General features: G+C 57.1%; 20 protein-coding genes and 1 pseudogene. 7 read left to right on the top strand and 14 right to left on the bottom strand.

Annotation, left to right across the window (positions count from 1 at the left end; translation table 11 throughout):
• Positions 1–3: 3 nt before the first annotated feature.
• Entirely contained in the window at positions 4–597 is a 594-nt protein-coding gene (locus F0320_RS11265; protein ID WP_126328603.1) for a TetR family transcriptional regulator, read from the bottom strand.
• Between the two features lie 116 nt (positions 598–713).
• Between F0320_RS11265 and F0320_RS11260 the strand changes: the two genes are divergently transcribed.
• Positions 714–2,201, top strand: coding sequence for an MFS transporter (locus F0320_RS11260; RefSeq protein WP_126328602.1), 1,488 nt, complete (start codon positions 714–716; stop codon positions 2,199–2,201).
• Positions 2,202–2,265: 64 nt separating this feature from the next.
• A pseudogene (locus F0320_RS11255) lies at positions 2,266–2,513 on the top strand (KUP/HAK/KT family potassium transporter); the annotation flags it as partial.
• A 62-nt stretch (positions 2,514–2,575) separates the two neighbouring features.
• On the opposite strand, the gene F0320_RS11250 reads toward F0320_RS11255, so the two are convergent.
• The 7 genes from F0320_RS11250 to F0320_RS11220 are packed head-to-tail and all read right to left on the bottom strand — an operon-like array spanning position 2,576 to position 9,027.
• Positions 2,576–3,802 carry a Zn-dependent hydrolase gene (locus F0320_RS11250; RefSeq protein WP_126328601.1) on the bottom strand — a complete coding sequence of 409 codons (1,227 nt, stop codon included), beginning with the start codon at positions 3,800–3,802 and terminating at the stop codon, positions 2,576–2,578.
• On the bottom strand, positions 3,799–4,281 hold the full coding sequence (locus F0320_RS11245; protein ID WP_047651009.1) for an L-2-amino-thiazoline-4-carboxylic acid hydrolase: 483 nt from the start codon (positions 4,279–4,281) through the stop codon (positions 3,799–3,801). The genes F0320_RS11250 and F0320_RS11245 overlap by 4 nt, the downstream gene beginning before the upstream one ends.
• 18 nt (positions 4,282–4,299) lie before the next feature.
• A complete protein-coding gene (locus F0320_RS11240) occupies positions 4,300–5,457 on the bottom strand; it encodes a branched-chain amino acid ABC transporter substrate-binding protein (protein WP_126328600.1) in 1,158 nt (385 codons plus the stop codon).
• Between the two features lie 28 nt (positions 5,458–5,485).
• Positions 5,486–6,205, bottom strand: coding sequence for an ABC transporter ATP-binding protein (locus F0320_RS11235; RefSeq protein WP_126328599.1), 720 nt, complete (start codon positions 6,203–6,205; stop codon positions 5,486–5,488).
• Positions 6,198–6,965 (bottom strand): ABC transporter ATP-binding protein, encoded by a 768-nt coding sequence (locus F0320_RS11230; RefSeq protein ID WP_039262838.1) that lies wholly within the window; start codon positions 6,963–6,965, stop codon positions 6,198–6,200. Before F0320_RS11230 ends, F0320_RS11235 begins: the two co-directional genes overlap by 8 nt.
• Positions 6,962–8,068, bottom strand: coding sequence for a branched-chain amino acid ABC transporter permease (locus tag F0320_RS11225; RefSeq protein ID WP_126328598.1), 1,107 nt, complete (start codon positions 8,066–8,068; stop codon positions 6,962–6,964). The genes F0320_RS11230 and F0320_RS11225 overlap by 4 nt, the downstream gene beginning before the upstream one ends.
• 8 nt (positions 8,069–8,076) lie before the next feature.
• Positions 8,077–9,027: a branched-chain amino acid ABC transporter permease gene (locus F0320_RS11220; RefSeq protein WP_047651002.1), complete on the bottom strand. Its 951-nt coding sequence runs from the start codon at positions 9,025–9,027 to the stop codon at positions 8,077–8,079.
• A 170-nt stretch (positions 9,028–9,197) separates the two neighbouring features.
• Here F0320_RS11220 and F0320_RS11215 point away from each other — a divergent pair, with 170 nt between their 5' ends.
• Positions 9,198–10,142, top strand: a complete 945-nt coding sequence (locus tag F0320_RS11215; protein ID WP_126328597.1) for a LysR substrate-binding domain-containing protein — start codon at positions 9,198–9,200, stop codon at positions 10,140–10,142.
• Positions 10,143–10,197: 55 nt separating this feature from the next.
• On the opposite strand, the gene F0320_RS11210 is transcribed toward F0320_RS11215, so the two are convergent.
• Positions 10,198–11,307 carry a porin OmpC gene (locus F0320_RS11210; protein WP_047651000.1) on the bottom strand — a complete coding sequence of 370 codons (1,110 nt, stop codon included), beginning with the start codon at positions 11,305–11,307 and terminating at the stop codon, positions 10,198–10,200.
• A 630-nt stretch (positions 11,308–11,937) separates the two neighbouring features.
• Complete coding sequence (gene yddG, locus F0320_RS11205) at positions 11,938–12,816, bottom strand: aromatic amino acid DMT transporter YddG (RefSeq protein ID WP_033145645.1); 879 nt, start codon at positions 12,814–12,816, stop codon at positions 11,938–11,940.
• A gap of 221 nt (positions 12,817–13,037) precedes the next feature.
• Between yddG and fdnG the strand changes: the two genes are divergently transcribed.
• Genes fdnG through fdnI form a run of 3 tightly spaced genes read left to right on the top strand, consistent with a single transcriptional unit; the run spans position 13,038 to position 17,630 of the window.
• The gene (fdnG, locus tag F0320_RS11200; protein ID WP_126328802.1) at positions 13,038–16,085 is read left to right on the top strand and encodes a formate dehydrogenase-N subunit alpha; all 3,048 of its coding nucleotides are present in this window, start codon (positions 13,038–13,040) and stop codon (positions 16,083–16,085) included.
• 11 nt (positions 16,086–16,096) lie between these two features.
• A complete protein-coding gene (gene fdxH, locus F0320_RS11195; RefSeq protein WP_126328596.1) occupies positions 16,097–16,981 on the top strand; it encodes a formate dehydrogenase subunit beta in 885 nt (294 codons plus the stop codon).
• Positions 16,974–17,630 carry a formate dehydrogenase-N subunit gamma gene (gene fdnI, locus F0320_RS11190; RefSeq protein WP_126328595.1) on the top strand — a complete coding sequence of 219 codons (657 nt, stop codon included), beginning with the start codon at positions 16,974–16,976 and terminating at the stop codon, positions 17,628–17,630. The genes fdxH and fdnI overlap by 8 nt, the downstream gene beginning before the upstream one ends.
• Positions 17,631–17,701: 71 nt before the next feature.
• On the opposite strand, the gene F0320_RS11185 is transcribed toward fdnI, so the two are convergent.
• The 3 genes from F0320_RS11185 to ppk2 form a co-directional block, all read right to left on the bottom strand.
• Complete coding sequence (locus F0320_RS11185) at positions 17,702–18,025, bottom strand: CcdB family protein (protein ID WP_126328594.1); 324 nt, start codon at positions 18,023–18,025, stop codon at positions 17,702–17,704.
• The gene (locus tag F0320_RS11180) at positions 18,025–18,213 is read right to left on the bottom strand and encodes a hypothetical protein (protein WP_126328593.1); all 189 of its coding nucleotides are present in this window, start codon (positions 18,211–18,213) and stop codon (positions 18,025–18,027) included. Before F0320_RS11180 ends, F0320_RS11185 begins: the two co-directional genes overlap by 1 nt.
• 102 nt (positions 18,214–18,315) lie before the next feature.
• Entirely contained in the window at positions 18,316–19,134 is an 819-nt protein-coding gene (ppk2, locus tag F0320_RS11175) for a polyphosphate kinase 2 (protein ID WP_149323782.1), read from the bottom strand.
• Positions 19,135–19,300: 166 nt separating this feature from the next.
• Between ppk2 and araJ the strand changes: the two genes are divergently transcribed.
• Entirely contained in the window at positions 19,301–20,476 is a 1,176-nt protein-coding gene (gene araJ / locus F0320_RS11170; protein ID WP_047650992.1) for an MFS transporter AraJ, read from the top strand.
• Between the two features lie 6 nt (positions 20,477–20,482).
• Here the strand turns inward: araJ and F0320_RS11165 are convergent, their stop codons facing one another.
• The gene (locus F0320_RS11165; protein ID WP_149323781.1) at positions 20,483–21,574 is read right to left on the bottom strand and encodes an alkylhydroperoxidase domain protein; all 1,092 of its coding nucleotides are present in this window, start codon (positions 21,572–21,574) and stop codon (positions 20,483–20,485) included.
• Positions 21,575–21,584: the final 10 nt, after the last annotated feature.

The raw sequence follows: 21,584 nt of genomic DNA, 5'->3' as shown, positions 1-21,584 counted from the left end.
ACATCACTGATGAGACGGGCCAGAAAACAACTCGAGCGTGATTAATGTATCAAGATGGTTGTTAAAGGCGGCTTCGTCCATTTCAGGCATGTTTAAGATATACATTCCGTCAAGGCCGCACACCAGCCCAATCAAGCGCCAGGCAATATTTTCCGCCCGATCGCCCGGATGAAATGCTCCGGCCTCCGTTCCTGCTTTGATAAGCGCCACCGTTTCCTGGTGCCACATCTCCATGGTCATCACATACGCGCCTTTGATGTCGGCATCACGGCTGGCCAGGATCTGCGCCTCACGCCACAGGCGAATATAGGGCTCAAACCTACCGTCATCGCTGCCGAGCATGGCATGGAGCTGTTCCCGCCAGCCGGCCTGTTTACCCGCAACATCGGCATCCAGCAGCTCGCGAATCAACCGTACGAAGGCCAGGGATTTTAACTCCCCGCCGGAGGTAAAATGATGGTGAACCTGTCCGGTCGCGACTCCGGCTTCAGCCGCAACGCGGCGTACCGTCATTGCCGCCAGTCCCTCGGTCAGCGCCACGCGCATGGCGGCCTGTAAGATGGCTTCCCGCCGTTCATCCTTGCTCAGATATCGCATCTTTACTCACTCTCAATGGGAATGAAACGAGTGTAACAAAAAGCTGGACACTCGTTCAACTTTACGTAGGATCGCATCCTGGACATGTGTCCATGTTTTGAAAGAAAAGGAAATTTATGTTTCGTCAGTGGTTAGCGTTAGTGATTATCGTGCTGGTGTATATCCCGGTGGCGATCGACGCGACGGTGCTGCACGTGGCGGCGCCAACATTGAGCATGACGCTGGGTGCCAGCGGTAACGAATTATTGTGGATCATCGATATCTACTCGCTGGTGATGGCGGGGATGGTGCTGCCGATGGGCGCCCTGGGTGATCGCATCGGTTTTAAACGCCTGCTCATGATTGGCAGCACGCTGTTTGGCCTGTCGTCGCTCGCGGCAGCGTTTGCCCCGTCAGCAGGGTGGCTGATTGCGGCGCGCGCCTCGCTGGCAATCGGCGCGGCGATGATTATTCCGGCTACGCTTGCCGGGATCCGCACGCTGTTTATCGACGCGCGGGATCGGAATATTGCGCTCGGCGTCTGGGCTGCGGTGGGATCCGGTGGCGCGGCGTTTGGTCCGCTGATTGGCGGTATGCTGCTCGAGCATTTTTACTGGGGATCGGTGTTTTTAATCAACGTGCCGATTGTGCTGGTGGTGGTTTCGCTGGCCGCGCGTTTTGTGCCACCTCAGCAGGGGCGCCCGGAGCAGCCGCTGAATATCAGCCATGCCGTTATGCTGATTGTGGCGGTTTTGCTGCTGGTCTACAGCGCCAAAACCGCGTTAAAAGGCGCGCTGTCACCGTGGCTGGTCGCCTCCGCGCTGGTGACCGGCTCGGTGCTGCTGTTTATCTTCGTGCGTATTCAGCTCCGCGCTCGCGTACCGATGATCGACATGCGTCTGTTCTGCCATCGCATCATTTTGAGCGGCGTGGTGATGGCGATGACCGCCATGATTGCCCTGGTCGGGTTTGAGCTGCTGATGGCCCAGGAGCTGCAGTTTGTTCATGGCTTTACGCCGTTTGAAGCGGGAATGTTCATGCTGCCGCTGATGGTGGCGAGCGGGTTTAGCGGCCCGATCGCGGGTGTGCTGGTGGGGCGTTTAGGGCTACGCATCGTCGCGGCTGGCGGAATGGGGCTCAGCGCCGTTAGCTTTATCGGCCTGTCGATGCTTGATTTCAGCACGCAGCAACTGCTGGCTTCTGCCCTGATGGTTCTGCTCGGCTTTAGCGCCGCCAGCGCGCTGCTGGCCTCGACCTCGGCGATTATGGCCGCTGCGCCGAAAGAGAAAGCCGCCGCTGCGGGGGCCATTGAAACCATGTCCTATGAGCTGGGCGCCGGGCTGGGGATCGCCATCTTTGGTCTGCTGTTGACCCGCAGCTTCTCGGCGTCGATTGACCTGCCGCAGGGGCTGAACGCCTCGCTCGTCGATAAGGCCTCGTCATCCATTGGTGAGGCGATGAAGGTGGCGCAGGATCTGACCCCGACGCTGGCAGAGCCGGTGATTGAGGCCGCGAAAAGCGCGTTTATCACCTCGCACAGCGTGGCGCTGGGCAGCGCGGGCGGCATGCTGCTGTTGCTGGCGGTAGGGATCTGGTTCAGCCTGGCGAAGGTCAAGCCGCAGTAATACAGGGCGCGCGGTTGGGGCAGATGGGCTATGTTTTTTATAGGATTATCTGACTCTTGCTGGAAAATATGCCGCCTTCGCCATACGAATTGATAATCATGGCGAGGGGGGCATCATGGCCCTGATGTCGCTTCTGGTGGAGAAAGGCAAAGTCGGGCGCTGTTTCTTCTTCAGCCTTTTGGCACTGCGCGAATAGGGAAAATATTTGGCCCGCTCATGGCGCTGTGGTTTTTGGCGATTGCTGAGCTGGGCGTGCGAGGGATCGTTCAACACCCGTCGGTATTGCTGGCCCTCAACCCTGCGTACGGCATCTCAGCCGACGCGTTGCCGTGTAGATTCTGGCGAAAGCAGAGCTCCTCTGCTTTCGCACCGTTTTATCTCTCCAGGGCCGCGGACAGGACGCTATGCAATAGCACATTCGCCCCTTTCTCCGACCACTCTGGCAGGATCCTTTCCGCTTCGTTATGGCTGATGCCTTTCACGCAGGGGATAAAGATCATGCTGGCGGGCGCAATTTTGCTGACATAGCAGGCGTCGTGTCCCGCACCGGAGACCATCGGTTTCGACGAATAGCCCAGTTCCGCCACGGCCTTTTCCGAACGCGCCAGGCATTTGACATCAAACGCAATGGGCGCGTAGTCAAAGATGCGCTCAACGGCAGCAGCGACGTCGCGCAGGCTGAGGCTTTCAGCCACTTTATGCAGCGCCGCTTCCATGGCTTCCAGCGCCTGCTGCATAGGGTGGCGAAACTCAACGCTGCATTCCACGCGGGACGGCACAACGTTGCGCGAGTTTGGCGTTACCTTCGCCATGCCGATCGTCGCGCGTCCGTCCGGCGCATGCCGATAGCCAATCTCTTCCACCTTCAGCGCCAGCTCTGCGAAGGCGGTCAGCGCGTCGCGGCGGCTGTGCATCGGCGTCGTGCCCGCGTGGGCGGCGAATCCGTCCAGCGTCAGGGTAAACCAGCGCTGGCCCATTGCCGCGCGGACTAACCCGATATCGATGGCCTCATCTTCCAGGATCGGGCCCTGTTCGATGTGCAGTTCGTAGCAGGCGTGAACGGGAAAGGCGCGGGCAGGGGTTTCACCCCGGTAGCCAATGCTCTCCAGCGCTTCGCCCACGGTGATGCCATCGTTATCCGCGCGGGCATGGGCGTACGCTTCGCTAAACTGTCCCGTCCAGACCCCTGAAGAGAGCATGGCTGGCGCAAAGCGCGCGCCTTCTTCGTTAGTCCAGTTCACCAGCACAACATCACGTTCAGTCTCAACGTTATGGTCGTTAAGGGTTCGCAGCAGCTCCAGCCCGGCCAGCACGCCGTAAACCCCGTCGTAGTTACCGCCCAGCGGCTGGGTATCCGCATGTGAACCCGTCATGACCGGGGCAAGCTGCGGGTTTTTCCCGGCGCGACGGATAAACATATTGCCCATGCTGTCGACGTCGCAGGTGAAACCCGCGTCCAGCGCCCAGTCGCGCAGCAGGTTACGCGCAATACGATCCTCCTCGCTCAGCGCCAGACGGGTCACGCCACCGGCGGGCGTGCCGCCGATCTGCGCCATCATCTCAAGCGTTGACCACAGCCGTTCGGCGTTGACGCGGATCATGGCTTGTCCTTACTGCTGCGGTAGCGAAAATCACAGCACGCGCCGCCCTGCATGATGGTGGTCGTGCGGGTCAGCTTCACGTCCGGCGCATAGCCAACGATGAATTTTTCATCGCGCGCGCAGGAGAGCAGATGACCAATCTCGCCCAGCCCCATTTCGTGATACATCTCCGCGTAGCGGCAGCGGGTCACGTTGTAGTTGTACTGCTGGTCGTCGGCGTCGATCACCTTCACGTCCAGGGCGTTATCTTTCTCCCACAGATACTGCAGGGCGATGAAACTCTTTACGTCCGTGCCGTTGGGTTCTTTGCTGGCAAACGCTTTGCCTGCGTCAATCGCGGCCTGCTCAATGGCCTCGCCAATGACCGCCTGGGCGCGGGTTTTCCCTATCTCGCGCACCAGGATTTCATAAATTGGCTTGATAATTTCTGCTTCAATTTTGCGGCGGGCGAGAATGCCCAGCTCGTTATTATCACTCATCACATTGCCCTCGCTGCGTTACTTCGCTTTTGCGCCACCCAGCACGGTCTGCGGCTGCCATTTGCCGTCGACAACTTTGTAAACGGTGAAGGACGGCGATTTCAGGTTACCTTCTTTATCAAACGCGATCTGGCCGGTGACGCCGGAGTAGCTGATGGCGCGCAGGGCGGGCAGATAGTCGGACGGCTCAACGGAGTCTGCTTTTTCCATCGCCGCAACCAGCACGCGGGTGGCGTCATAGGCGAACGGGGCGTGCAGTTCGATATGGGTGTGGTAGCGGGACTGATAGGCCTGCTCGAACGCTTTACCGCCCGGCATCTGGTCAACGGGCAGACCCGGCTCCAGCGCCACCACGCCTTCGCCTTCTTTCTGCGCCAGCTGCAGGAACGTCTGGCTGACAAATCCGCCTGCGCCCATCAGCGTGGCGTTCATGCCCAGCTGTTTGATACGACGCGCCAGCGGTGCGGCCTGGCTGTCGACGCCGCCGAAGAAGATCAGATCGGCGTTTTTACTCCGGATGGCGGTCAGCACGGCGCTGAAGTCCACCGTTTTGTCATCAACGTACTGACGATCGACAACCTTCACGCCCTGCGCTTCAAGGGATTTAATGAACTGGTCCGCCAGCCCCTGACCAAAGGCGGTGCGGTCGTCGATCACCGCAATGCGTTTGGCTTTCAGCGTATTGACCGCGTACTGGCCGGCTAGCTGACCGCCGTCGTCGTCGTGGCCCATCACGCGGAAGCTGGTATCAAAACCCTGTTTGGTATAGGCGTGACCGGTCGCGACCGGTGCCACCTGTGCGATGCCCGCATCGTGATAGACGCGTGCCGCAGGAATACTGGTACCGGTGTTCCAGTGACCGACAACGCCCGCCACGCCGCTATCCACCAGACGCTGCGCCACGGCCACGGCGGTGCGCGGGTCGGACTGATCGTCTTCGGACTGCAGTTTGAAGGTCACCGCTTTGCCGCCGATGGTCGGGTGCTGCTTGTTAATGTCGTCAATGGCCAGCTGCGCGCCGTTCTCCAGATCCTTACCGATACGGGCAGACGGGCCGGTGAGCGGGCCTGCCAGACCGATAACCACGGTTTCACCGTCGGCGGCCCACGCGGCCGTCGAGGCAAAACTGCCGAGGAGGATAGCGGCGCTGAGCGCACTGATTTTTACTGTTTTCATTGTATTTCCCTGATGTTGGCTGGTGTTGTTAAACGGGCATCTCGCCCAAATAAATCTGTGCAATCTGGTCGTCATTGAGCAGCGCTTTCGATTCGCCGTGATGGACAATGCTGCCGCTGTCCATCACCCACGCGCTGTCGGTGACTTCCAGCGCGAGACGGGCGTTTTGTTCGATGAGCAGCAGGGCAACGCCGCGCTCGCGCAGGCCGGCAATGACGGCAAAAATGTTCTCGACCATCTTCGGGGCAAGGCCCATCGAGGGTTCGTCGAGGATCAGCAGGCGCGGGCGGCTGAGCAGGGCGCGGTTAAGGGCCAGCAGCTGTTGCTCACCGCCGGACAGCAGGCCGGCGAGCTGATGCTGGCGTTCGCCCAGGCGCGGGAAGCGCTCGAAGATCTCGTTCATCTCGCGCTTAATTGTGACAGCGTCACGCCTGAGCCAGGCGCCCATCTGCAGGTTTTCCAGCACCGTCATTCGGGAGAAGATCCCCCGGCCTTCCGGGACCATCACCAGACCGTCACGGAGCAGGGTTTCGGGCCTGTGCTTACGCACCGCTTTACCGTTGAATTCAATACGGCCGCTAAAGCTTTCCAGCCCGGTAATGGCGCGCACGGTGGAGCTTTTCCCCGCGCCGTTAGCGCCGATCAGCGTAGCCTGTTCGCCCCCGTGCAGGGTAAAAGAGACATCGCGTACGGCCTGAATGCCGCCGTAATGCACGTCCACACGTTCAACCTTCAGTAATTCAGACATGGGCGTTGCCTCCAAGCCAGGCGGCGATCACTGCCGGGTCGCGACGCACGCTCTCCGGCGTGCCGCTGGCGAGCGTTTTGCCGTAATCAAGCACCGTCAGGCGATCGCAGATGCCCATCACCAGCTTGACGTCATGTTCAATCATCAGCAGGGTTTTGCCGTCATCGCGCAGTCGGATAAGCAGCTCGCCGAGCGCCACTTTTTCCGCTGCGTTCATTCCGGCGGCGGGTTCGTCCAGCGCCAGCAGCAGCGGATCCGTTGCCAGCGCGCGGGCAATCTCCAGACGGCGCTGATGGCCATACGCCAGATCGCAGGCGCGGTAGTGGGCGAACTTGGCAATGCCGGTGTACTCCAGCCAGTGCCAGGCCAGCTCCCGGGTCTGCTTCTCCTCTTCGCGAGCGCGTTTGTGACGGCTCAGCGCGGCCCACAGGCCGTTACGGGTGCGCACGTGGCGACCTACCATCACGTTTTCCAGCACCGACATGTCGTTAAAGAGGCGCACGTTCTGGAAGGTGCGCGCGATCCCGGCGGCGGTGACTTTCTCAATGTGCTTTGGAAAATAGGGCTTATCGGCAATGGAAAATTCACCGCTGTCCGCCGGATAAAGCCCGGTGATCAGGTTAAAACAGGTGGTTTTTCCCGCCCCGTTAGGACCAATCAGGCCGTAGATCTCGCCCTTGTTCACGGCGATCGAAACGTCATCCACGGCGGTAAGCCCGCCGAAGCGTTTTGACATGTTGCGTACGGTTAACAGACTCATGTATTCACCTCCTTGTGGCGTACCGGCCAGATCCCGGCAGGACGCACCAGCATGGCCAGCACCAGCGCCAGGCCGTAGAACAGCTGACGCAGCACTTCCGGGTCAATCAATACCGTACCGAACATCGCCTGCTGAACCGGGGCTGCCTGACTGCGCAGCAGTTCTGGCAGGGCGGTAAGCAGTATCGCGCCGAGGATCACGCCCGGAATGTGTCCCATCCCGCCCAGCACCACCATCGCCAGCACGGCAATGGATTCCTGTAACGTGAAGGATTCCGGGGAGACAAAGCCCTGAAACGCGCCGAACAGGGCTCCCGCCACGCCGCCAAAAGAGGCACCCATCGCAAAGGCCAGCAGCTTATAGTTACGCACGTTGATGCCCATCGCGCGGGCCACATCCTCATCTTCACGGATGGCGTGCCAGGCGCGGCCAATACGGGAATGCTGCAGGCGCAGGCAGACAAAGATAATCGCCACAATCACCAGCATCAGCAGGTAGTACCACAGCCACAGGGCGGGCACTTTGAAACCAAACCAGTGGTATACGCCGCTGAACTTCAGGCCGAACAGATTCAGCGTATCCACCCCCGTAATGCCCTTTGCACCGTTGGTGATGTTCACCGGACGGTCGAGGTTGCGCATCAGGATGCGGATGATTTCGCCAAAGCCGAGGGTCACTATCGCCAGGTAGTCCCCGCGCAGCTTCAGCGTGGGAGCACCCAGTAAAATGCCGCAGACCGCAGCGACGAGCGCCGCCAGCGGAATAATCAGCAGATATGAGGTGTGCAGCCCGTCCGGGAACCAGACGTTGAGGATCGGGAAAACCTCCAGCAGGTGTGGCGAGGCCATCAGCGCGGCGAGATAGGCGCCGACCGCGTAAAAGGCGATAAACCCCATATCCAGCAGGCCGGTATAGCCCACCACAATGTTAAGCCCCAGCGCCAGCATGATGTAGAGCAGGGCGAAGTCGATAACGCGCACCCAGTAGTTGCCGCCAAGCTGCGTGGCCACTACGGGGGCAACCAGCAGCGCGAGGCAGAACAGGACCATGCCTGACCAGAATTTGCCCGTCGCCGCCGGGGTTTGTAGTTGAAGCGTTGTCATTGTTTCCCTCACGCCCTGTGCGCTACGCGCTCGCCCAGCAGGCCTGCCGGACGGAAGACCAGCACCAGAATTAGGACCATGAAGGCAAAGACGTCCTGATAGTTACTGCCGAAGACGCCGTGGGTCAGTTCACCCAGGTAGCCTGCGCCCAGCGCTTCGATAATGCCGAGCAGGATCCCGCCAATCATTGCGCCACGAATGTTACCAATGCCTCCCAGCACGGCGGCGGTAAAGGCTTTGATCCCGGGCAAAAAGCCCATCGAGAAGCTGGCGTTGCCGTAGTTGCTGGCCATCATGACGCCTGCCAGCGCGGCAAATACGCCGCCAATGGCGAACGTCAGGGTAATAATGGCATTGGGGTTAACCCCCATCAGCGTGGCCACGCGCGGGTTTTCCGCCACGGCGCGCATGCCGCGGCCCAGGCGGGTGTATTCCACCAGCAGCCATAGCCCTGTCATCACCGCAAGCGCCAGCGCCACGGTAACAATGCCGGTGACGGTCACAATGGCGGGGGGATGCTGTTCACTTCCTGACGTCACGGCGATCGGTTCCATGGGCAGGATCTGCGGGAACATCAGCGGGTTGCGCGTCCAGATAATCATCGCCACGGTTTGCAGCAGGACCGAGACGCCGATACCCGAAATAAGCGGTGCCAGGCGCGGGGCGTTGCGCAGTCGACGATAGGCAAAGCGCTCCACGGCCATTGCCAGCAGGGCGCAAACGGCCATGGCAATCACCAGGGCAACGCCAAGCTGCAACAGCAGCGGCATGTGAGGAAAGGTAGTGTTCAGGGCGTTAATGGCGGAAAGGGTGGTGAGCGCACCGACCATCAGAATATCGCCGTGAGCAAAGTTAATAATGCGCAAGATGCCATACACCATGGTATAGCCCAGCGCGATCAGCGCGTAAATGCTTCCCAGCATCACACCGTTGATCAGTTGTTGTATGAGTGTATCCAACGTCTGTTCCCGCAAAGTCTTCTTTCTGCGGCTACCATCCAATAAATGAATTAAATTGTAAAATACACATATATTATTTCTTATGATAAACCGCTATTTCTTTATCTTTATGATTTGTATAAAAATAATGTAATCTCGCATTAAGGTGAAAAGCCTAAAGAAATCAACATATGAATAAAACAGAACAATCGGTGGGTTTGCCTGAGTATGCAGACAGCCGTCTGGCAAACGATCCGCCGCTTCGGGCCGTCCGGGCCTTTGAGGCCATCGCCCGGCTGGGCAGCGTCACGCTTGCCGCGCAGGAGCTGGATATCTCACCGTCGGCGGTCAGCCATCAGCTCAAGGTGCTCGAAGGGTATCTGCAAATGCCGCTGACGGAGCGTCAGGGGCGCAGACTGGTGCTGAGCCAGCACGGACGGGAATATTACCGCTCGATCCGTGCGGCGTTTAACGTGCTGCGCCAGGCAACGGAGCATCTGGCAGAGCAGGCGCAAACGCGTCAGGTCACCATCAGCCTGATCCCACTTTTTGGCATGGGGTGGTTTATCCCGCGTCTGCCTGATTTTATGCGTGCCAATCCGCAGACCGAGATCAACGTAGTGTATGCCAACCACCGTAACTATCTGAGCGATGCGTCGGATATGTCGATTCGTTTTGGTAACGGCCAGTGGGCGGGCTATCAGAGCGAAAAGCTGATTTCCGGACAGATGGTGCCGGTGTGCAGCCGCGCGTTTTTGCGCATTCATGGCCACATCGACACGCCTGAGCAACTGCTGCAAATGCCGCTGCTGCATGATGAGGAGCGCACCACGTGGCCGCAGTGGTTTCTGCTGCAGGGGGTAAAACGATCTCTGCGGCGCAGCGGCCCTCTGTTTGAAGACGGTCTGTTGACGCTGGCGGGCGTGCAGGCCGGGCTGGGCTGCGCGCTGATGCGCGAGCCGCTGATCGCGCCTTATCTTGAGAGCGGCGAGCTGGTGAAGATATTTGACTTACCCATTGATGACGGGCGCGACTATCACCTCTGCGTTCGTTCAGATTCAGAGATGACCGAGGACGGTAAGCTGCTGCAAAACTGGCTGCGTCGGGCGGCGAGCGGGGAGCCGTCATCCGGGTAAAAGCGACGGATAAAAAAAAGCCAGCTTATTCAGCTGGCTTTTGTACAGACAAGATTTAGAACTGGTAGGTCAGACCCAGCGCAACGATGTTGTCGGTACCGATGCCTGCCTGGCGAGTGAACTGGTTGTCGTCGAGCAGGTTGATTTTGTAATCCACATAGGTGGACATGTTTTTGTTAAAATAGTAGGTCGTGCCAACATCGATGTATTTAACCAGATCCTGGTCGCCGAAGTTTTCGATGTCTTTACCTTTGGACTGCAGGTAAGCAATGGATGGACGCAGGCCAAAGTCGAACTGATACTGAGCCACAACTTCGAAGTTTTGCGCCTTGTTTGCAAAGCCGTAAATGTCGGTACGCTTGTTGTTAGAGGTACCGAAGCGGGTTGCGTTATAGGTCTGAGAGTACTGCGCAGCAAGGTAAATGTTGTTCGCGTCGTATTTCACGCCACCGCTGTACACTTCAGCGCGGTCGCCTTCACCGTATACGCCAGCCGCATTCTGGTCAGCGGTACGACGTGAAGAGGACATTGCGCCACCCACGCTGAAGCCTTCACCCAGATCGTAAGTCAGGGACGCGCCGTAACCGTCGCCGTTCTGGTTCAGCAGGCTACGACCGCTGGTGTTTTCACCGCTTACGCTGCCGTTTTTGCCCTGGTACTGCAGAGCAAAGTTCAGGCCGTCAACCAGACCAAAGAAGTCCTGGTTACGGTAGGTCGCAACGCCGTTTGCGCGAGACTGCAGGAAGTTGTCGGCACCGTAGGTGTCGCCGCCGAATTCTGGCAGAACGTCGGTCCAGGAGGTCACGTCATAAATCACGCCGTAGTTACGACCGTAATCAAAGGAGCCTGCTTCAGCAAACTTCAGACCTGCAAACGCCACACGGGTCCAGGACTGGTTGTCGCCTTCGTCTTTGTTACCCTGAATCTGGTATTCCCACTGGCCGTAGCCGGACAGCTGGTCGTTAACCTGGGTTTCGCCCTTGAAGCCGATACGCATGTAGGTTTTATCGCCATCTGCGCCAGCGTCATCAGAGAAATAGTGCAGACCTGTTACTTTACCGTACAGATCCAGCTTGTTACCGTCTTTGTTGTAAATTTCGGCAGCGTTAACAACGCCTGCTGCCAGCATGGAAGTGACTGCCACTGCAACTAATTTAAGTTTCATCTTAAATGTTCCTTATAATTTTTTTTGAGTATTTCCTGAACCACTGTGAACGATTTCTAAACGAGGCTGCTCGTCAATGGCATGCTATTTTTAAAAATCTCGTAGTCTTATTTCAATAATAAGTTTCAAAATATTAGAGATAATTTCAATTAGTGTGATCTCGATCGTGCGAAAAGGCGATTATTCAAACAATGCGATCGAATTTCATACGATTAATAATTATGTATCCTGCGGGACTATTGCTATCGCTATAATTTCTGCGTGTTTTAATCTATTGCGTTAGATTTCGGTGTTGTCGATGCTTTGAGGGGGTTGTTATTACTGTTTTGACTTAATAACAGTAGGTTAGGGGTAAATTACGACGTATATTGCGAATGTTACCATGAACACGTCACAAATGAATTATTGCACTCAATGCTATCCATGGCGTTAATATTCGCGGTTGATTAATTTCACAACGTTGTCAGTTTGTGTCAATTATCTTTTCGACCGTTTACAGAAGACACCAAATATAAACCGAATTTAAACGGAAATACGATAATTATGATAAATATTCTGAGGAGCGATCACACTTTAAATTTATGTTAATTATGTTGCCGGGCTGAAATTCGCCCGGCCGTTGGAGAAGCATTATTTTCTTGTTGCGTACCAGCAGAGTAACGACCCGGCGCAGACCATCAGAGCGCCTTGCCAGAACGAGAATGAGAGGGGCGAACTCAGCACTGCGGCGGCAAGCGCGGCGGAGAGGACGGGGGTAAAATAGGATACGGCCGCCAGAACCGTGACGTTACCGTGAAGGATGCCAATATTCCATGCGGCGTAACCAAACCCAAGCGCGATACCGCACATAACGAGCTTCACGACCACGGGAAGCGTGAACACCATCTCGGGCTGATCGCTCAGGAAATATTTCACCCACAGGCTCAGCGCTGTCAGCAAAACAAACAGCGTAATGCCGTTTTGTCCTTTCGCAAATTTGCTGGTGACCGTGCAGTAGGCGGCCCAGATAAATGCCCCGGCAAACGCCAGCGCGTAGCTCAGCGGGCTGGAAACGATATTGCGGGTTATTTCATCAAGATGTAAACCCTGTTCACCGCCCAATACCCAGCAGACGCCCAGCAATGAGACGGCTAAGCCGGGGATCACCCACAGGGTCGATTTCTGCCCGTTGAACAAGATGGCAAACACAATGGTCAGGCTTGGCCAAAGATAATTGACCATGCCCACTTCAATCGCCTGCGATCGCGTTGCGGCATAGCCCAGCGACAGCGCCAGGCATATTTCGTAGCTGACAAATAAAACGCTGCCGGCAATAAGATAGCGAGGTGAAAACCGCCTGATATCAGGAAATCCTACCGTCACCAGACACAGTAATCCGCTCAGCGTGTAGATCATCGCCGCGCCGCCTACCGGGCCCAGTCCCTCACTCACGCTGCGAATAAGGCCGACCATGGTGCTCCATAGCAGTATTGCTGCCAGCCCAATAAGCGTTGCTCTCTTTCTGTCCATTACTTCGCCATTGCAATAAAAATCAGAGCAAAAATGTATCGCATTCATCCTGACGCTGTCGCCAATTATTCTCTTAAGCCGTTAATCAAAAAGAGGTATTTAAAGGTTCCGGGGGTGACTATTAAGGGGGTGAAGGCCGATGACCTTGATTTGACGCAAAAAAAACAGGGGCTTTGCTGTTAGTTTGCGGCGCGAAGTCTTATATGAAAACGAGGACAACAATGGACGTCAGCCGCAGACAATTTTTTAAAATCTGCGCGGGCGGTATGGCCGGAACAACGGCAGCCATGCTGGGATTTGCTCCCAAAATGGCGCTGGCTCAGGCACGCAACTATAAGCTGCTGCGCGCAAAAGAGATCCGTAACACCTGCACATACTGCTCCGTAGGTTGTGGGCTTTTAATGTATAGCCTGGGCGATGGCGCGAAGAACGCCAGAGAAGCGATTTACCATATTGAAGGGGACCCGGATCATCCGGTGAGCCGCGGGGCGCTTTGCCCGAAAGGGGCGGGGCTGCTGGACTATGTTCACAGCGAAAACCGCCTGCGCTACCCGGAATACCGCGCGCCGGGTTCAGCTAAATGGCAGCGTATCTCCTGGGACGAGGCCTTCTCCCGTATTGCAAAATTAATGAAAGCCGACCGCGACGCCAACTTTATTGAAAAGAACGCGCAGGGCGTAACGGTCAACCGCTGGCTCTCCACCGGGATGTTGTGTGCGTCCGCGGCAAGTAATGAAACCGGCATGCTGACGCAAAAATTTGTGCGCTCTCTCGGCATGCTGGCGGTAGACAACCAGGCGCGCGTCTGACATGGACCAACGGTAGCAAGTCTTGCTCCAACATTTGGTCGCGGTGCGATGACCAACCACTGGGTTGATATCAAAAACGCTAACGTCGTGGTGGTGATGGGCGGTAACGCCGCGGAGGCCCATCCGGTGGGATTCCGCTGGGCGATGGAAGCGAAAAACAACAACGATGCGACGCTTATCGTCGTCGATCCGCGCTTTACGCGTACGGCATCGGTGGCGGATATCTATGCGCCAATCCGCTCCGGCACGGACATTACTTTCCTGTCCGGCGTGCTGCTGTACCTGATCGAAAACAACAAAATTAACGCGGAATACGTTAAGCACTACACCAACGCGAACCTGCTGGTGCGGGATGATTTTGCCTTCGATGACGGGCTGTTTAGCGGCTTTGACGCCGAAAAACGCCAGTACGATAAAACGTCCTGGAACTATCAGTTCGATGAAAACGGCTATGCGCTGCGGGATGAAACCCTGACGCACCCGCGCTGCGTGTGGAACCTGCTGAAGCAGCACGTCTCCCGCTATACGCCGGACGTGGTTGAAAACATCTGCGGCACGCCGAAATCGGACTTCCTGAAGGTGTGTGAGGTACTGGCCTCCACCCGCGCCGCCGACAGAACCACCACGTTCCTGTATGCGCTTGGCTGGACGCAGCACACCGTCGGCGCGCAGAACATCCGCACCATGGCGATGATCCAGCTGCTGCTCGGCAACATGGGCATGGCCGGTGGCGGCGTAAACGCGCTGCGCGGGCACTCTAACATTCAGGGGCTTACCGACCTCGGTCTGCTTTCCACCAGCCTGCCGGGCTACCTGACGCTGCCGTCGGAAAAGCAGGCCGATCTGCAAACGTATCTTGAGGCCAATACGCCGAAAGCGACGCTGCCGGATCAGGTGAACTACTGGAGCAACTATCCCAAGTTCTACGTCAGCCTGATGAAATCCTTCTACGGCGATGCGGCACAGAAGGAGAACGACTGGGGCTTTGAGTGGCTGCCGAAGTGGGACCAGGCGTACGACGTCATCAAGTATTTCAACATGATGGATAAGGGCGACGTCACGGGGTATATCTGCCAGGGCTTTAACCCTGTGGCCTCCTTCCCGGACAAAAACAAAGTCGTTCGCAGCCTGAGCAAGCTGAAGTACATGGTGGTTATCGATCCGCTTGTGACCGAAACGTCCACCTTCTGGCAGAACCACGGGGAATCAAACGATGTCGATCCAGCATCGATTCAGACCGAAGTGTTCCGCCTGCCGTCTACCTGCTTTGCGGAAGAGGACGGTTCGATTGCAAACTCCGGCCGCTGGCTGCAGTGGCACTGGAAAGGTCAGGACGCGCCGGGCGAAGCGCGTAACGACGGCGAAATCCTGGCCGGGATTTACCATCGCCTGCGCGAAATGTACCGCACCGAAGGCGGCAAGGGCGCTGAGCCGCTGCTGAAGATGGGCTGGCACTACAAGCAGCCCGATCGTCCTGAGTCTGAAGAAGTCGCGAAGGAGAATAACGGCGTGGCGCTGGCGGATCTCTATGACGCTAACGGCAACCTGGTGGCGAAGAAAGGCCAGCTGCTGAACAGCTTCGCGCTGCTGCGCGATGACGGCACGACGGCGTCGTCCTGCTGGATCTACACCGGCAGCTGGACGGAGCAGGGCAACCAGATGGCCAACCGCGACAACGCCGACCCGTCCGGGCTGGGCAATACGCTGGGCTGGGCATGGGCGTGGCCGCTGAACCGTCGCGTGCTTTACAACCGCGCGTCTGCAGACGTAAACGGCAGGCCGTGGGATCCGAAACGTATGCTGATCCAGTGGAACGGGGCGAAGTGGACGGGGAACGATATCCCTGACTACAGCACCGCCGCGCCGGGCAGCAACACCGGGCCGTTCATCATGCAGCCGGAAGGGCTGGGACGCCTGTTTGCCCTCAACAAGCTGGCGGAAGGGCCTTTCCCGGAACACTACGAGCCGATGGAAACGCCGCTCGGCACCAACCCGCTGCATCCGAACGTGGTCTCCAGCCCGGTGGTGCGTATCTACGAAGATGACGTCCTGCGCTTAGGTAAAAAGGACAAGTTCCCGTACGTAGGGACGACCTACCGTCTGACCGAGCATTTCCACACCTGGACCAAGCACGCGCGGCTTAACGCTATCGCGCAGCCGGAACAGTTTGTGGAGATCAGCGAAACGCTGGCGAAGGCGAAAGGCATCGCCAACGGCGACCGCGTGAAGGTGAGCAGCAAGCGTGGCTTTATTCGTGCGGTGGCTGTGGTCACCCGCCGCCTGCAGTCGCTGAACGTGCACGGCCAGCAGGTGGAAACCGTCGGGATCCCGCTGCACTGGGGCTTTGAGGGCGTGGCGCAGAAAGGCTACATCGCCAACACCCTGACGCCAAACGTCGGCGATTCCAACTCGCAAACGCCGGAGTACAAGGCGTTTCTGGTCAACATCGAGAAAGCGTAAGGAGCGATTCAATGGCGATGGAAACACAAGACGTTATCAAACGCTCCGCGACCAACCCGATAACGCCCGCGCCCCGCGCGCGGGACAACAAGGCAGAGGTCGCTAAGCTTATCGACGTCTCCTCCTGCGTGGGCTGTAAGGCCTGCCAGGTGGCGTGCTCGGAGTGGAACGATATCCGCGACGAGGTGGGGCACTGCGTGGGGGTCTACGATAATCCGGCTGACCTGAGCGCCAAATCCTGGACGGTGATGCGCTTTAGCGAAACCGACCAGAACGGCAGGCTGGAGTGGCTCATTCGCAAAGACGGCTGCATGCACTGCGAAGATCCGGGATGCCTGAAGGCGTGCCCGTCAGCCGGCGCAATTATTCAGTACGCCAACGGTATCGTCGACTTCCAGCAGGACAACTGCATCGGCTGCGGGTACTGTATCGCGGGCTGTCCGTTTAATATCCCCCGCCTCAATAAAGAGGATAACCGGGTATACAAATGCACCCTGTGCGTGGATCGCGTCAGCGTCGGGCAGGAGCCCGCGTGTGTGAAAACCTGTCCGACCGGGGCGATTCACTTCGGCACCAAAAAGGAGATGCTGGACGTGGCGCAGGCGCGAGTGGACAAGCTGAAAGCGCGCGGCTATGAGAATGCGGGCATTTATAACCCGCAGGGCGTGGGCGGTACGCACGTGATGTATGTGCTGCACCATAACGACCAGCCGGAGCTGTACCACAACCTGCCGAAGGATCCGGCGATCGATACCTCCATCAACCTCTGGAAAGGAGCGCTTAAGCCGCTCTCGGCGGCGGGCTTTATCGCCACCTTTGCCGGGCTGATTTATCACTACATCGGTATCGGGCCAAACAAAGAGGTGGATGACGATGAGGAGGAGCACCATGAGTAAGTCGAAAACGATCGTGCGCACGAAGTTCGTTGACCGCGCCTGTCACTGGACGGTTGTGATCTGCTTCTTCCTGGTGGCGGTGTCGGGGATTTCGTTCTTCTTCCCGACGCTGCAGTGGCTGACCGAGACCTTCGGTACGCCGCAGATGGGGCGCATTTTGCATCCGTTCTTCGGCGTGCTGATTTTCGTGGTGCTGATGTTTATGTTCGTGCGCTTTGTCCACCACAACATCCCGGACAAGCAGGATATCCCGTGGGTGAAAGGGATCGTCGAAGTCCTGAAGGGCAACGAGCATAAGGTTGCGAAGGTGGGGAAATACAACGCCGGGCAGAAGATGATGTTCTGGACCATCATGAGCATGATTTTTGTGCTGCTGGTGACCGGTGTGATTATCTGGCGTCCGTATTTTGCGCGCTACTTTCCGATTCAGGTGATTCGCTACGCGCTGCTGATCCACGCCACGTCTGCCATCATTCTGATTCATGCCATCCTGATCCACATGTATATGGCGTTCTGGGTCAAAGGATCGATCAAAGGGATGATTGAAGGGAAGGTGAGCCGCCGCTGGGCGCAGAAACACCACCCGCGCTGGTATCGTGATGTGGAGCGACTGGAAGCGAAACGGGAAAGTACGGAAGGAATGAAGTAAGACCTGCGCCGTCGGTTTTGCCCGGCGGCGCTGCGCTTGTGCAGACAGGGCAAATGCCTGACCGACTAGCGTCATGTGTTAGTCAATAAACGATCAACTGCCGCTATAACGTCATGACGTGCGTTGCGTAGGTTACAAACAAAGTCTTTAGGATTTATTTTGTTATTGTTAAGGTTGGTTATCATTGGCGAATAAATCAGAAATGTTTCAAAATCGATATTTACGCCTGGAGCCAGATGGATCTGCCATAACGGTAATTTATTATTTCTCGCGAGCGGCACAATGACGCGCGTGGCAAGATCATCATAACTATCATCCTGAATGAGCATATAATAGGGAAGCTTATCCCGGGTGGCCGCAGATGTATTTCGGTAAACATTAAATTGTCTCAGCATTATAGCACCCTGAAAAACTCATCATCGGTAATGGTTCCATGTTTTTCGACAAACTCATTCATTGAGCGAATAAATGAACGCTCCGCTTCTGATTGCTGACGCGGGTCAGCGGAGTCTGGTGCGGTGTTGCTCGACGGTTTTGCCGATTTTACGCGTTGGGAGGGGGTGTGCTCTGCTGGGTATGTCATCAGTATCTCCTTTGTTGGTGCGGTCATTATTAACCGCAGCCAACAAAAAACAATACCGTATCCCCTGGTAATCTACATTCTGCGAAGCGTATTCCAGTAATTTCAGAACCGCTCTTCCACATAGCGGAACGGGTATTTTGTGGGTTTGACTTTGCCGATTTTGCGTTTCGGTAAATCCACCTTCTCAACGTGTATTTCTTTATAAGGTATCTGCGAAAGCAGATGCGAAATAATGTTCAGGCGCACGCGTTTTTTATCTTCTGAACGTGCCACAAACCACGGCGCCCAGGCGGTGTCGGTAGCTTCAAACATGGCGTCGCGCGCGAGGGTATACTCGTCCCACAGGTTAAAGGACTTAATATCCATCGGTGACAGCTTCCAGATTTTACGACCATCGTTAATACGGTCGCGCAGGCGTCGCTCCTGCTCTTTAGGCGTGACCTCCAGCCAGTACTTCAGCAGGATAATTCCGGCATCCACCATCGCTTTTTCCATCACCGGCGCACCATCTAAAAATTTCTCGGCCTGTTCCTCCGTGCAGAACCCCATCACCCGCTCAACGCCCGCGCGGTTATACCAGCTGCGATCGAAGATCACGATTTCACCAGCCGATGGCAGGTGGGGCACATAGCGCTGGAAGTAAAGCTGGCTTTTTTCCTTTTCAGTCGGAGCAGGGAGCGCAACAACGCGAAACACGCGAGGACTGACGCGCTCGGTGATCGCTTTAATGGTGCCGCCTTTGCCAGCCCCGTCGCGTCCTTCAAAAACAATACACACTTTCAGCCCTTTGGCGACGACCCACTGCTGGAGCTTAACCAGTTCAACGTGGAGGCGACGTAGCTCTTGTTCATACTCTTTGGTCTTTAACGGAGCGTTCTTTACGACATCAACAGCGACACTGGTTTTCTTTTTGCTTCCCATGATGGTCATCCTCAGGTTGTCCGATGCGGAAAAAAGCGAGGCCGCACAATGAAGTGTAATCCACCTGAATTAATGGATTAACCTGTCAGCCAGCTGATTTGAACTGGCTCACCATACAAGATTATTCAATAATGTCCGTCGCGTGTGATTAACCCGTGGTTGAAGTATGAAAAAGACAATTTTTTCGTTGGCGCTTGGCACATTTGGCCTCGGAATGGCCGAATTTGGCATTATGGGCGTGTTAACCGAGCTGGCACATGACACCGGTATTTCGATTCCCTCCGCCGGGAATATGATCTCGTTTTATGCGTTCGGCGTAGTGATTGGCGCCCCGGTTGTGGCGCTGTTCTCAGGCAAGTTTTCGTTAAAGACCACGCTGCTGTTTCTGGTGGCGATGTCCGCTGTCGGTAATGCCCTGTTCACGTTTTCCACGTCCTATTTCTGGCTGGCGGTGGGGCGGCTGATTTCCGGCTTTCCGCACGGGGCTATTTTTGGCGTCGGGGCGATTATCCTGTCGAAAATTGCGCCGCCGGGTAAGGTGACGGTCGCGGTGGCTGGGATGATCGCCGGTATGACCGTGGCGAACCTGATGGGCGTTCCGCTGGGCACCTGGCTCGGGCACCAGTTCAGCTGGCGTTATACCTTTTTTCTGATTGCCGTGTTCGATGCGCTGGTGATCCTCTCGGTTCTACTCTGGGTGCCGGACATCCGCGACACATCAGAAATCAAATTGACCGAGCAGTTCCACTTTCTGAAAAAACCAGAACCCTGGCTGATTTTTGCCGCCACCATGTTTGGCAACGCCGGGGTGTTCGCATGGTTCAGCTTCGTTAAGCCGTTTATGGTCACCGTCTCCGGTTATTCAGAAGGGATGATGACGGCCATCATGATGCTGATGGGGCTTGGCATGGTGTTGGGCAATCTGCTGAGCGGTAAGCTCTCGGGGCGTTTTAGCCCGCTGCGCATTGCGGCTACCACCGACATGGTGATTGTCGCCTCGCTGCTGCTGCTTTTCGCCTTTGGTGAACTGAAAACGGCCTCGCTGGTCATGGGCTTTATCTGCTGTGCCGGGCTGTTCGCGCTCTCTGCGCCGCTACAAATTTTGCTGCTGCAAAATGCGAAGGGCGGTGAAATGCTGGGGGCGGCAGGGGGGCAGATGGCGTTTAATCTCGGCAGTGCGATCGGGGCGTACTTTGGTGGGATGATGATTACCTTCGGCTTTAGCTGGCGCTACGTCACGCTGCCTGCAGCGATACTCTCGTTCTCGGCCATGAGTGCACTGCTGATCTATGGTTACCTGCGGGCCAGACGGGCTCAGGCTAACGCTCGCGCGCTAGCCTGACAGGCTTCAGTCAAGCCAGGGCTCACCCAGCGTAAGCATCAGGCGGTTGGCCCAGGCGAAGAATGCGGTGGACTGCACCAGATCAAGCTGGGCTAAGGTATCCAGCCCCTCTTTTTCCAGCGCGGCAAGGTGCTGCGGCGTGGCGGCGGGCGGCGTGACCGACAGCGCCGCCGCAAAATCGATTTCCGCCTGCCAGCGTGCAGATTGCCCCTCGCTCAGGGACCGCCCCGGCCTCACGGCCAGCAGGGCTTCTACCGCCGCGTCATCCTTTGACAGCTGGCTGGCTTTACGCGCATGGACAGATGCGCAGTAAATGCAGCCGTTGATTTTACTGGCTACCGTTGCGGCCAGCTCGCGCTCGGCGCGCGGCAATCCCCCCGATGTATAAAAAATTCCTTTATCAGTTAACGTGCGCTGTTCAAGCACCGGCAGATTGCGCGCCAGCAGGCGGAAGTAGTCGGAATCGGTATGGCCAAATTTCGCCAGGATGGCAACCTCATCGTCACGGAAATCCGCCAGCGGTTTGGCCGCTATCCACGGCTCCCATCCCAGCTCCTGCCGGGTGAACGCGACGGGGGCCGCCTTTCCGGTGACCGTTGTTGCGGTCGTGTGCCAGATGCCCGCCGCCACCGGCGCATCGCTTCTGGCGACGGGCCTGTCGTTCAGCAGCCGCAGCCCGGTGATGAGTCGGCTCTGGAAGCTCACAAACGCAATAAGCTGCGCCAGGGTAACAATGCCTTCCTTGGTCCAACCCGCCTGGGTCAGCGCCTTTAACGATGTCGGCGTGGCTTCGACGGGGGAGAACGTCAGCAGGCGCGCGAAGTTCAGCGCCGGGGTCAGGCGTTCTGAGGTCGGGTCGGCCAGGCCAAACCCCGCATAGTGCGCGGCCAGCGCCTCCGCGCTGTGCCACCAGGCGACTTTTGCCGCCACGGCGAAGCGCTCGTCAAGTGCAAAATCAGCATCCTGCTGGCTAAAGAGGATTTCGTAGCTGCCCTGCGCGTGGCGCGTGGCGGCATCACGCGTGGCGCGCGCCTCTGCCAGAGGGGAACCGGGTTTAATTTCTGCCAGCTCGGCGAGAATGTCCTGACTTAACGACATAGGTGTCTCC

This window comes from Enterobacter dykesii (assembly GCF_008364625.2).
Taxonomy (GTDB): domain Bacteria; phylum Pseudomonadota; class Gammaproteobacteria; order Enterobacterales; family Enterobacteriaceae; genus Enterobacter; species Enterobacter dykesii.
This window is presented reverse-complemented; position numbering and strand designations above follow the sequence as displayed.